Origin of the sequence: Streptomyces sp. GbtcB6 (assembly GCF_019091475.1) — a bacterium.
GTDB lineage: Bacteria > Actinomycetota > Actinomycetes > Streptomycetales > Streptomycetaceae > Streptomyces > Streptomyces hyaluromycini.
This window is the reverse complement of the sequence record NZ_JAGXJL010000020.1, coordinates 192,892-204,216: the sequence shown is the minus strand read 5'-3', so window position 1 is coordinate 204,216 and position 11,325 is coordinate 192,892. Positions and strand designations below refer to the sequence as shown.

Sequence of the window (11,325 nt, the reverse complement as noted above, 5' to 3'; positions counted from 1 at the left end):
GCTCGCGGCGCCGGTGCGTTCCGGCGACCAGACGCAGCTCATCGCGGAACCGGTTCCGGTCAGGCCGGGGATCTCGCTCGCCGACACCCGGGAGTGGGCCCTGCAACGGCTGCACGAACCGCTCACCCTGGCCGACCTGGCGAGGCACCACAGCAGTAGTGTGCGGACCGTCATCAGGCGGTTCCGGGCCGAGACGGGACAGACGCCACTTCAGTGGCTGCTGGACCAACGCATGGACCGGGCGAGGGAGTTGTTGGAGACCACCGATCTGGCACTTGATCAGGTCGCGCAGCGCAGCGGCATCGGTTCGGTGGATTCGCTGCGCCAGCACCTGGTCCGCCGGTCGGGCCTGACCCCGAGCGCCTACCGCGCCGCGTTCGGCCGGGCCGTCACCCGTCGCCGGCGGTGGTGAACGCCGGAACTGGGTGACAGCACCGGGATTTCCCGGAGGGAGCCACCTATGCTGGCGCTCGGCAGGACAGGGGGAGGGGCGGCTGATGGACTGGTTCTGGTGGGTTCTGATCATCTTCTGGACGGGGGGCTTCGCATGGGTCGCCGACAACGTCCGGACCGCACTGCGCAATCGGCATGAGCGGAAAGTGCAGTTGCTGGAGGTGGCGAAGCAGGAACGGCTGGCCGTCGAAGCCGCGAACAAGCCGCCGGAGCCGATCTGCGGATGCACTCACCATCTCGCCAAGCACGACAAGCAGGGCCGGTGCCACGAGCGCGTCGAGGTGCCGACGGCCTGGGACGAGAACAAGAAACCGCTGCGATACGAGGCCGGCCAGTGCAACTGCCAGCAGTACGTGGGTCCGCAGCCCCTGTCACAGGTGTTCGCGGAGGACCTGACGGACCGGATCTGAGCCGCGGTGACCGCCATGCGGTGGAGGGACCGTTCGGTGTGGGTCCGGTGCGGGGCGGCGGCGTACGTCATCGGATTCCTGGAGGGAACAGGCGCGCACGCGTACTTTCTGGCGACGGGCGGGCTGGGTGCCTACAGCTACGCGCCGATGCCCGTCCAGCTGCTCTTCCACGCGCTCCTGCCGCTGGATCTGCTGGTGGCTCTGCTGATCATGCGGGGCCACCCGGGTGCCCCGCTGCTCGCCGCCGCAGTCATGCTCACGGACCTGGTCGCGAACTGGGGCATCCAATGGCACGCCGTCCTGGCGCACCCGATGGCCTATCTCCGCCCCGTCGGACTGCTGCCCATCACCGTCTTCGGTGCCTTCGTGGTACTCACCGCCCTTCCGCTCAGCCGGAGCCTGGCAGCCGGATCCGACGTCACCACCCTCAGCGCATGAGCTACGCCGCTCTGATGGCCGGAGCGAGGTACAGGACCCCGCCGCCAGTGCTCGACCGGTCCTCGGGGCGTGCTACTTGCTGACAGCGAAACGCATCAGGGCGTGCTCGTCCCCCTGCTTGATCTTTCCCGTCAGGTTGATCACCTCGAGCTTCCAACTGCCGCCGACCCGTATCGCCTTGGCAACGGCGCAACCGTTGTCCTGGGTGAGCAGGCTCGGCCAGATGTCGGCGACCTGCTGAGAGCTGCCCCCGGTCGCGTCGTAGACCTTGAAGCTGATGTTGCGCGCCTTCTGGAAGGAACTGCCCTTCTTGTACGCGGCGGCTATGAACACGATCGATGAGACGTTGGGCGGGATCCGGGCGAACTCGACGGTCACCGTCTCGTCGTCTCCGTCCCCGCGCCCGCTCTGGTTGTCGCCGCTGTGGACCAGCGAGCCGTTGCCCATGGGGTCGAGTGAGTCGAGACCCGCGAGGCGCACCGGTTCCCCGCCCTGCATGGCGATGGCGATCAGGTCGAGGTCGGTGCCGGTCGTGCGGCGCAGCTTGCCCAGCACCCCGCCGCTGCTGCCGGCGGTGGGATCCCACGAGACCCCGATGGACAGGTGGGTCACTCCGTCCAGGTCCGCCGGGCCGTCTTCCTTGGTGAGCGTGATCATGTATGGCTCATTCTTGTGTCGGAGGGACTACAACACGCAGAGTGTGCACGGCCCCCTCGTGGTTCCATGTGTCGGGTCCATGAACACGCTGGAACCCCGCTCGGCCCTGGGCGGACGCCGGTACGAAGAACGTCTGCGAGCTCAGGCGCCGGACTTCACGCCGAGGTCGGTGAGCAGGCCGCGGATGCGGGTCTCGATCTCGTCGCGGATGGGGCGTACGGCGTCGACGCCCTGCCCGGCCGGGTCGTCCAGCGTCCAGTCCAGGTAGGTCTTGCCGGGAAAGACGGGGCAGGTGTCGCCGCACCCCATCGTGATCACCACGTCCGATGCCTGGACGGCCTCCGTGGTCAGGATCTTGGGGATCTCGGCGGAGACGTCGATGCCCACCTCGCCCATCGCCTCGACGACGGCGGGGTTGACCGTGTCGGCGGGGGCCGAGCCGGCTGAGCGGACCTCCACCGCGTCTCCGGCGAGATGGGTGAGGAAGGCCGCGGCCATCTGGGAGCGGCCCGCGTTGTGGACGCAGACGAAGAGGACGGAGGGCCGGCCGACGGCGGGAGTGCTGGACATGGTGGCGACTTCCTGGGCGGTGGGTCAGGGGAGGGTGGGAGCGGCGAGTCCGGGCTCGCCGGGAACCGACGGCGAATCGGGGTCGGTGTGAACCGTTGGCGTATCGGGCTGCGCGGGTGCCGGGCGGCCGAAGACCGCTGTCACGAGCGCCAGCCCGAGCACCGTGCCGACGGCCTGTGCGGCGATGAACGGAGCGACCGAGTGGGGCGCGATCCCGGCGAAGGTGTCCGTGAAGGCACGGCCGATCGTGACCGCCGGGTTCGCGAACGACGTCGAGGACGTGAACCAGTACGCGGCGCCGATGAACGACGCCACGGCCACCGGGGCGAAGCGGTCACGGCCGGCCCTGGCCAGGCCGAGGATCAGGAGGACGAGGCCGGCGGTGGCCACCGTCTCGCCCAGCAGCAGGTGGCCGGCCGAGCGGTCGTGCGTCGACCAGTGGACCAGCGGCTTGCCGAACATGGCGTCGGCGAGGACCGCACCCGCGATCGCTCCCGCGGTCTGGGCGGGGACGTAGGCCGCCAGGTCCCGTGCGGTCGGTCCGTCGCCGGTGCGGCGGCCGTCGAGCCAGGCCGCGAGGGTGACGGCGGGGTTGAAGTGGGCCCCGGAGACCGGCCCGAGAAGTGTGATGAGCACGCCCAGGCCGAAGACGGTGGCCAGCGAGTTGGCGAGCAGCTGTACGCCGACATCACGGGTGAGTTCGGTGGCCTGGATGCCCGAGCCGACCACCACGGCGACCAGTGCCGCCGAGCCGAGGGCCTCGGCCAGGGTGCGGCGGCCCAGGGAGGCGTTCACGCGCGTGCCTCCGTGGCCGTCGGCGTCGTCAGGAACACGGCGAGCCGGTCCAGGGCCCCCGGCAGCACCCAGTAGTAGACCCAGGTACCGCGCCGCTCGCAGTCGATGAGTCCGGCCTGCCGCAGCAGCTTGAGGTGGTGGGAGATCGTCGGCTGGGACAGGTCGAAGGCCGGGGTCAGCTCGCACACGCACACCTCGCCGCCGTCCCCGCGCGCGGCGATCATCGACAGCAGGCGGAGCCGGACCGGATCCCCGAGGGCCTTGAACACCTTCGCCAGCTCGGCCGCCCGTTCCTCGTCCAGCGGCGAGGCGGTCAGCCCCGGGCAGCAGGCCGTGTCCTGGCCCAGCACCTCAAGCTCTTGTTTCGACATGCCTCTATGTTGACGTTCTTCGATCCAAGGCGCAAGGTTGCATCGAAGAACGTCAATGCAAGGCCGTTCCGGGGCATCGCGATGCCCCGACTCACCCAGGAGTGACGCCATGAGCGAGCAGTCCGCCGAGCTGCGCGAAACAGTCCGGCAGCGGTATGCCGCCGCAGCCGTGAAGGTCACCGGGGGCGACACCGCCTGTTGCGGGCCCGAGCCGGTCGAGGTCGACGAGAACTTCGGCTCCGCTCTCTACGCCGCCGACGAGCGCGAGGTCCTGCCCGCGGAGGCGGTCGCCGCGTCCCTCGGCTGCGGCAACCCCACCGCCGTCGCCGAACTCCGCGCGGGCGAACGGGTCCTGGACCTCGGTTCCGGCGGCGGCATCGACGTCCTGCTCTCCGCCCGCCGCGTCGGCCCCACCGGCAAGGCGTACGGCCTGGACATGACCGAGGAGATGCTCGCCCTGGCGCTCGGCAACGCGAGGAAAGCAGGCGCGACCAACGTCGAGTTCCTCAAGGGCACCATCGAGGCGATCCCGCTCCCCGCGAACACCGTCGACGTGGTCATCTCCAACTGCGTGATCAACCTGTCCGTCGACAAGCCCGCCGTCTTCGCCGAGACCTTCCGCGTCCTGCGGCCCGGCGGCCGTATCGGCGTCTCGGACGTGGTCGCCGACGACGCGCTCACCCCCGGACTGCGCGCGGAGCGCGGCGACTACGTCGGGTGCATCGCCGGCGCCCTGTCGTTCGCCGAGTACCGGGAGGGCCTGGAGGCGGCCGGCTTCACGGACGTCGAGATCACCCCGACGCACCCGGTCGCCGACGGCATGCACTCCGCCATCGTCCGAGCGGTCAAGCCCGCCGACGTCACCGAGGCACGCGGTGCGGCTACGGCAGCAGGTACGTGCTGCGGTGTCTCCGCGTGCTGCACCTCGGACGAGCGCGCCACCGACCCCTCGGCCACGGCGACCGAAGCCAAGGCCGCCTCGGGATGCGGCTGCCGGGACGCCGCCCCGCTCCCTCCCGTGCGGTGACCAAGGACCGCGAGGCTCGCTCGACTCCCCTCGACGGCCGCCGCATCTCTCACATGGCGCGCAGGCCCCGGTCGGCGAAGGTGATCAGCCACTCGAAGCTCTCGTCGATGTCGGCGCTCCACTGGAAGCCGTTGTCCGCCTGCAAGGTCGCGAAGCCGTGGCAGAGGCTGCGGAGCATGCGCAGGGCGTGGTCCACGTCGGACTCGGGGATCTGGTAGCCGCGCAGGACCGCCATGAACGCGCCGAGCAGCCGCTGCCCCGCGGTGGCCAGCGGATCGTCCGGACCGGACGGTTCCACGCCGATCGTCGCGGCGTAGCGGCCGGGGTGCGCCAGGACGAAGGCGCGGAAGGCGCGCGCCGCGGCCGCCAGGGCGCCGCGGCCCGCGTGCCCCTGGACCGCTCCGCCGACGGCGTCGGCGGCCTCGCTCAACGCCAGAACCGCGATGCGCCGGTTGAGGTCTTCCTGGCTGCCCACGTGCTTGTACAGGGACGGGGTCCGCACGCCCACCCGCTCGGCCAGCAGGCCCATCGTCAGGTTGGCGAAGCCCACCTCGTCGGCGAGGGCGGCACCGGCCGCGACCACGGCCGACGGGTCCAGACCTGCCCTAGGCACGGGCGGCGACCGATCGAAGGAAGGGGAGCATGAGCGAAACCACCTGGTCGGGGAACTGGTCGTGCGGGTAGTGCCCGGCACCCTCGATCATCTCAAGGCGGCCGAGGCCGGCGGGAAGGGCATCGACGACCGCCGAACCCTCGGCGTGCGGGTCGGCCCAGTCGGGGTCGAGTGTGCCCATCACGACCAGCACCGGGCAGCGGACGTCGCCGAGCCGCTCGCCGGCGTCGGTGGGAGCGGTGCGGCCCATGCCCTGCAGGGCCTTCATCCGGCCCGGCTCGCGCAGCAGGGAGTCGATGCGGCCGAGCCGCTCGGTCCAGTCGGCCGGCTTCACGCCGGGGTAGGCGACGTCGAGGTACGAACGCCAGAGCGGCACGCTGCCGAACGCGCCCGCGCCGAGCAGGCGCAGCATGCCCCGCCGGAAGCGCCTGACCCGCAGGTCGCCGAGGCGGATCGACTGCTTGCGGGTGAACGGCGCCAGTTCGACGACCGCGGTGATCAGTGAGGGCTCCTGGGCCGCGGCGATGGTGGCGGCGCCGCCGGAGATCGAGTGGCCGACGAGCACGGCCGGGCCGCCCAGGTGGCGGATCAGGGCGAGCAGGTCGCCGGCGACGGCGGTGCGGCTCCAGGCCGGCCAGTCGGTGCCGGACTCGCCGCAGCCGCGCAGATCGACGGCGGCGACCCGGTGGCCCGCCGCCACCAGCAGCGGGATCACGGCGCGGTAGGCGGCGCGGCTGTCGCCCATGCCGTGCGCGAGAACGATCAGCGGGCCGGCCCCCGCCACCTCGTAAGCGATCGTGCCGCCGTCGACGGCGAGGAACTCGGTCATGACACCCTCCACATGGCTAACGTTGTTAGCTAAAAGCTAATCCCGTTAGCCATCCTTGTCAACGGCGAAGTCGCGGCAGCCGACGTACCCGTCCGCCGGCCTGGCCGACGGCATCGGCCGAGGCTCCAACACGCGTACTGCGAAACGGTGTTGAGGGCGCCCGATCTTCCGGTCGGGCGCTCTCGAACGGAACCGCGGGCCCGCTCCGTCTGTCCTCTCTTCAAGGCGATGTCGACGAAGAACGGAACAGCATGACCTTGCAGAGACGGAAGCCCAAGCGGCGGCTGGTGCCGGCCGTCGCCGGAACCGCCGTGGCGGCCGGGGTGCTGGCGCTCCTGCCGTCCGGAGCGCAGGCGCAGACCCAGACCTCCCAGCCGTCCGGCGCCCAGGCCGACTTCGCGGCCGCGGCAGCCAAGTACGACGTCCCCCTGCCCGTGCTCATGGGGGTCACCCGCGAGGAGTCCGGCTGGCAGTCCCACCCGGGCTACAGCGACAAGGGCGGTTACGGCCTCGGCAACCTCACCGACGTGACGACGAGCATGCTCGTCGACGGAGCGGCCGGCGCCGGTGGCCGCTCGGACCTGGCCTCGCTGGTGAACCGGGCCGGCATGCACACCCTGCGGACGGCGTCGAAGCTGACCGGCATACCCGCGTCCCGGCTGAGGACCGACCGCGGGGCCAACCTGGAGGGCACGGCCGCTCTGCTGGCGTCCTACCAGAAGACCCTCACCGGCGGCCTGTCGGAGAACCCGTCCGACTGGACCGCGGCCGTGGCCAGGTACAGCAGGCTCACGGACGAGAAGGCCGCCACCGGATACGTCGACGACGTCTTCGGGGCCATCACGTCGGGTGCCGAGCAGAAGACCGCCTGGGGAACGCTGCGCCTGGCCGCGGACAAGGCTGCCAGGCCCGAGCTGTCCCAGCTGGACAAGCTGGAGCTGAAGAGCGCGACCGCCACCGCCGGCGCCGAGTGCCCGTCCTCCATGGCCTGCACGTACGCGCCGGTCGCCGTCACGGGCAGCAACGGCCAGGTGTCCGACAGGCCCGCGAACGGCATCCAGATCGACCGGATCGTCCTGCACACCGCCGAGGGCTCCTTCGCCAGTGCGCTGGCGACCCTGACGGCCACCGGCGCGGTCGCGTCCGCCCACTACCTGATGGACACGGACGGCAGCACCACGCAGCTGATGCCGGTCGAGGACATCGCGTACGCCGTCGGCAACTACCACTACAACCTGCACTCGGTCTCGATCGAGCACGCGGGCTTCACCGCGCAGGGCGCCCAGTGGTACACCGACGCCACCTACCGGCAGACCGCGGAGCTGGTCACCTACCTCGCCCAGCAGTACGGCGTTCCGCTGGACCGGCAGCACATCCTGGGCCATGACAACGTTCCCGGCTCGCTCGACTCGAACCTCGCCAAGCAGCACTGGGACCCGGGCACGGCCTGGGACTGGAACCGCTTCATGAAACTGCTCGGCGCGCCCACCGACACGGGCCGGCACGGTGTGGGCGAGGCCGGCTCGGTGGTGACCATCGCCCCGGACTTCAAGGAGAACACCCAGTCCTACACGGTCTGCCCGATCGACGACCCGACCGGCGCGACGACGGCCTGCGGCGAGGTCGCGCAGGCGTCGAACTCGCTGTTCGTGCGCCAGGCACCGGCCGCCGACGCGCCGCTGCTCCTCGACCCCAATGTGCACCCCAGCCTGACGGCGGGCACGGACGGGATCAGTGACTGGAGCGACCGGGTCCAGGCCGGTCAGCAGTTCGTGGTGGCCGACCGCCAGGGCGACTGGACCGCGATCTGGTACGACGGCCAGGAGGGCTGGATCTACAACCCGTGCGGGCGGAACACCGTCCCGACCACGGGCGTGACGGTCATCGCGGCCGTGGGCCCCGGCGCCGCGCCGCTGTACGGCCAGGCGTACCCGGCGGCGTCCGAGTACCCCGCCGGCCTGTCGCCGTCGAGGCAGGTCGCGCTCACCGCGCCCGGCTACCGGATCCCGGTCGGCCAGGCCTACGTCGTGGACCAGCCGGCCGCGCCCGCCGACGACTTCTTCACCTCGGGCGCCGTGGTGAAGGGCGCGGCGAAGTACTACCAGGCCCAGTTCAACAACCGGACCATCTACGTGAACGCGGCCGACGTGACGGCCACCGAAGCCGACTGATCCCGGACCCCGTACAGGGGAGAACCCGAACACCGAGACGTGCCCGGAGCCGAACGGCTCCGGGCACGTCTCATTTGCGCCGCGGTCCGCTGAGCGGACTCCTGTCGTTCTGGAAATCCGAATGTCGGCCGAACAATGAACCAACTCGATTCCAGGGGCTCCGCTGAGAGGCGGTCTCATGCGTCATACCGCCGCGCGAGCATCGAACCCATCCGTCAGGCCCCGCACACCGCTCAGGCCGGCCTCCACAGAAGCCGGCTTAACAGCGTCCTCTTGACCGTTTCCCCGCAGCACCGAGGACGCCGCCACGCACCGGCCCCACTCCGGCGCTCACCCGAAGCCGGGCCATGCCCTCGGCTTTCCGAACCCCCACCCACCCGGGGACCGCCCTGCCGCCCCCGACATCGCGCGGACTCACACCGCGAATCGATCCCCCGACGCCGGAGGTTCAGTTGACACGCTCGCGCCTTACTCTCACAGCCACGGCCGGTGCCGCCGGGCTGGCGCTCCTGACCGCCGCGTGCGGCGGCGGGAACAGCGCCTCGTCCGGTACCGCGAAGGCCCAGAACCCGGACGTCCTGACGGTTGCCTCGGCCATCGCGCCCAACAGCCTCAACCCGGCTCTGGGTGGTTCCGCCGACCCGCAGCAGTACTACTTCGAGCTGGCGTACGACACGCTGATCCGCCAGACCGCGGACGGGAAGTACGTGCCCGACCTCGCGGTCAAGTGGGGCTACGTCGGCTCCGGCAGCAAGACCTTCGACATCACCCTGCGGTCCGGCGTGAAGTTCAACGACGGCTCCGCACTCACCGCCGCGGGCGTGAAGAAGTCGCTCCAGTACTACGCCAAGGCCGGCGGTCCGCTGGCGGCCGACCTGGCGCCGGTGGGATCGATCGACGTCCTCTCCCCTCTCAAGCTCCGTCTCCACCTCAAGACGTCCGATCCGCTGATACCGCTCTATCTCTCCAGACCGACGACCGGAGAGATCATCAGCCCCACCGGCCTCGGCAGGACGGACGAACTCGGGACCACGACGCACGGCGCCGGGCCGTACATGATCGACGCGTCGCAGACCGTCTCCGGGCAGACCTATACGTACGTCCCCAACCCCACGTACTTCGACAAGTCGCGGGTGCACTGGAAGAAGGTCGTAGTCAAGGTCATCAAGGACGAGAACACCATGCTCAGCGCCTTCCGCTCCGGGGAGGTCGACTACGCGCTCGGTGACTCCACGACCGCGAAGTCCGCGAGGTCCGCCGGGTTCCAGGTCCTGTCGAGCCCCTACTCGGTCATGGAGCTGATGGTCATGGACCGGACGGGCACCATGGTCAAGGCCCTCGGTGACCTGCGGGTGCGGCAGGCCATGATGTACGGCATCAACCGCGACTCGATCGCCAAGGCCCTGTACGGCACGTACGCCAAGGGCTGGGACTATCCCGTCCTCCCGGACACGAGCGGCTACACCCAGGGCAGCGAAGGAAAGTACGCCTACGACGTCACCAAGGCCAAGAAGCTGCTGACGGAGGCGGGCTACCCCAACGGCTTCACCCTGCCCATCACCGTGAACCTCACGGGTGTCGGGGAGTCCCAGGCCGCGGAGGCCTTCGCCGCGGAGATGGCGAACATCGGGATCAACGTCAAGATCAACGTCCCGGCGAACGTCAACGAGCTCTACTCCACCTACACCAAGTACCCGGCGATGATGTTCGACTACGGCGCCGGAATCGCCCCGCCGTACGCCCAGGGCAACGACCTTCTGTACAGCTGGGGCAATCCGTTCAAGGAGAACGACAAGCAGCTCGACTCGCTCTACAGCCAGGCCGCCGCCGCGTCGACCGCCCAGCTCCAGGAGCAGGGCTGGCAGAAGTTCGAACAGCGCCTGTCCGACCTGTCCTGGACGATTCCGATGGCCTCCCTCCAGAAGATCGTCTACGCCCGGCCGGGTCTGAAGGGCATCGACCTCTCGTCCACGAACCTCACGCCGGACCTGACGTCCCTCTACGCCGCCAAGTGACCCCACCGAGAAAGGCACCACGTCATGTGGCGAACCAGCGGAATGCGGATCGTGCAGGCCGTCCCCTTGCTGCTTTTCGTCTCGGCGCTCACCTTCTTCCTCCAGCTGTTCGTACCGGGTGACGCCGCCCGGTCCATCGGAGGACTGAACGCCTCACCCCAGGCGGTCGCCGCACTGCGGCACCGCCTCCACCTCGACCAGCCGGTCTGGGAGCGCTACTGGGCCTGGCTGAAGGACGCGGTGCACGGCGACCTCGGGCAGTCGATCAGCAGCAACGAGTCGGTCTCGGGCGCGCTCAACACCCGGCTGGGGGTGACGCTCTCCCTGGTGATCGCGACCACCCTGCTCGCGCTGGTCGTCGGAGTCGTACTGGGCATGGCCGGCGCGCGCGGCGGGCGCGCCACGCGGGTCACCGCGGACATCGCGTCCATCGCCGGTATGACCATCCCCGCGTTCTGGGTCGGTCTGCTGGGCATCTGGATCTTCAACACCCGGTTCGGCCTGCTGCCGGCGAACGGATACGTGTTCTTCGGGACGTCCCCCGGCGGCTGGCTGCGCTCGCTGCTGCTGCCGGTGGCCGCCCTGGCCTTCGCGCTGGTCACGGTGATCGCCAAGCAGACGCGTGAGCAGCTCGCCGACGTGCTGAGCCGGGACTTCGTACGGAACCTGCGGGCCAACGGCGTCAGCGAGCGGTCGATCCTGTTCAAGCACGCCCTGCGGCACGTCTCCGTCACGGTCCTCACCGTGGCGGGCAACAACCTCATCGGACTGCTCGGCGCAGCCGTGGTGGTCGAGGAACTCTTCGGCCTGCCCGGTCTGGGCAGCGCGGCGGTCACGGCCGCGTCCAGCGGCGACATCCCGGTCATCCAGGGAGTGGCGGTGTACTTCACCCTCATCGTGGTCGGACTGAACCTCCTGCTCGACCTCGCCGTCGGCCGGCTGAACCCGCAGGCGGTCGCCGCATGAGCGCACAGGA

Annotated in this window: 13 protein-coding genes; 7 read left to right on the top strand and 6 right to left on the bottom strand. The window is 70.2% G+C overall.

Annotated features, from left to right (window positions below):
• From KVT45_RS30750 to KVT45_RS30740, 3 genes are all read left to right on the top strand, one after another.
• Positions 1-412, top strand: a 412-nt coding sequence (locus KVT45_RS30750) for a helix-turn-helix domain-containing protein (protein ID WP_217552386.1), incomplete at its 5' end; no start/stop codon positions are given.
• Between the two features lie 85 nt (positions 413-497).
• Positions 498-863 (top strand): hypothetical protein, encoded by a 366-nt coding sequence (locus KVT45_RS30745; RefSeq protein ID WP_217552385.1) that lies wholly within the window; start codon positions 498-500, stop codon positions 861-863.
• A gap of 15 nt (positions 864-878) precedes the next feature.
• Positions 879-1,301: a hypothetical protein gene (locus KVT45_RS30740; protein ID WP_217552384.1), complete on the top strand. Its 423-nt coding sequence runs from the start codon at positions 879-881 to the stop codon at positions 1,299-1,301.
• Positions 1,302-1,373: 72 nt separating this feature from the next.
• Here the strand turns inward: KVT45_RS30740 and KVT45_RS30735 are convergent, their stop codons facing one another.
• From KVT45_RS30735 to KVT45_RS30720, 4 genes are all read right to left on the bottom strand, one after another.
• A complete protein-coding gene (locus KVT45_RS30735; protein WP_217552383.1) occupies positions 1,374-1,958 on the bottom strand; it encodes a TerD family protein in 585 nt (194 codons plus the stop codon).
• 141 nt (positions 1,959-2,099) lie between these two features.
• The gene (locus KVT45_RS30730) at positions 2,100-2,528 is read right to left on the bottom strand and encodes an arsenate reductase ArsC (RefSeq protein ID WP_217552382.1); all 429 of its coding nucleotides are present in this window, start codon (positions 2,526-2,528) and stop codon (positions 2,100-2,102) included.
• Between the two features lie 24 nt (positions 2,529-2,552).
• The gene (locus KVT45_RS30725; protein ID WP_217552381.1) at positions 2,553-3,323 is read right to left on the bottom strand and encodes an MIP/aquaporin family protein; all 771 of its coding nucleotides are present in this window, start codon (positions 3,321-3,323) and stop codon (positions 2,553-2,555) included.
• The gene (locus KVT45_RS30720) at positions 3,320-3,694 is read right to left on the bottom strand and encodes a helix-turn-helix transcriptional regulator (RefSeq protein ID WP_217552380.1); all 375 of its coding nucleotides are present in this window, start codon (positions 3,692-3,694) and stop codon (positions 3,320-3,322) included. Before KVT45_RS30720 ends, KVT45_RS30725 begins: the two co-directional genes overlap by 4 nt.
• Positions 3,695-3,803: 109 nt before the next feature.
• Here KVT45_RS30720 and arsM point away from each other — a divergent pair, with 109 nt between their 5' ends.
• Positions 3,804-4,721, top strand: a complete 918-nt coding sequence (gene arsM / locus KVT45_RS30715) for an arsenite methyltransferase (protein ID WP_217552379.1) — start codon at positions 3,804-3,806, stop codon at positions 4,719-4,721.
• Positions 4,722-4,770: 49 nt separating this feature from the next.
• Here the strand turns inward: arsM and KVT45_RS30710 are convergent, their stop codons facing one another.
• The gene (locus KVT45_RS30710; protein ID WP_217552406.1) at positions 4,771-5,304 is read right to left on the bottom strand and encodes a TetR/AcrR family transcriptional regulator; all 534 of its coding nucleotides are present in this window, start codon (positions 5,302-5,304) and stop codon (positions 4,771-4,773) included.
• Positions 5,305-5,326: 22 nt separating this feature from the next.
• The gene (locus KVT45_RS30705) at positions 5,327-6,163 is read right to left on the bottom strand and encodes an alpha/beta fold hydrolase (protein ID WP_217552378.1); all 837 of its coding nucleotides are present in this window, start codon (positions 6,161-6,163) and stop codon (positions 5,327-5,329) included.
• 251 nt (positions 6,164-6,414) lie between these two features.
• Between KVT45_RS30705 and KVT45_RS30700 the strand changes: the two genes are divergently transcribed.
• The 3 genes from KVT45_RS30700 (at position 6,415) to KVT45_RS30690 (ending at position 11,315) form a co-directional block, all read left to right on the top strand.
• Positions 6,415-8,334, top strand: coding sequence for an N-acetylmuramoyl-L-alanine amidase (locus tag KVT45_RS30700; RefSeq protein WP_254647561.1), 1,920 nt, complete (start codon positions 6,415-6,417; stop codon positions 8,332-8,334).
• Between the two features lie 452 nt (positions 8,335-8,786).
• Positions 8,787-10,349: an ABC transporter substrate-binding protein gene (locus KVT45_RS30695; RefSeq protein ID WP_217552377.1), complete on the top strand. Its 1,563-nt coding sequence runs from the start codon at positions 8,787-8,789 to the stop codon at positions 10,347-10,349.
• Between the two features lie 24 nt (positions 10,350-10,373).
• Complete coding sequence (locus tag KVT45_RS30690) at positions 10,374-11,315, top strand: ABC transporter permease (RefSeq protein ID WP_254647560.1); 942 nt, start codon at positions 10,374-10,376, stop codon at positions 11,313-11,315.
• Positions 11,316-11,325 lie beyond the last annotated feature (10 nt).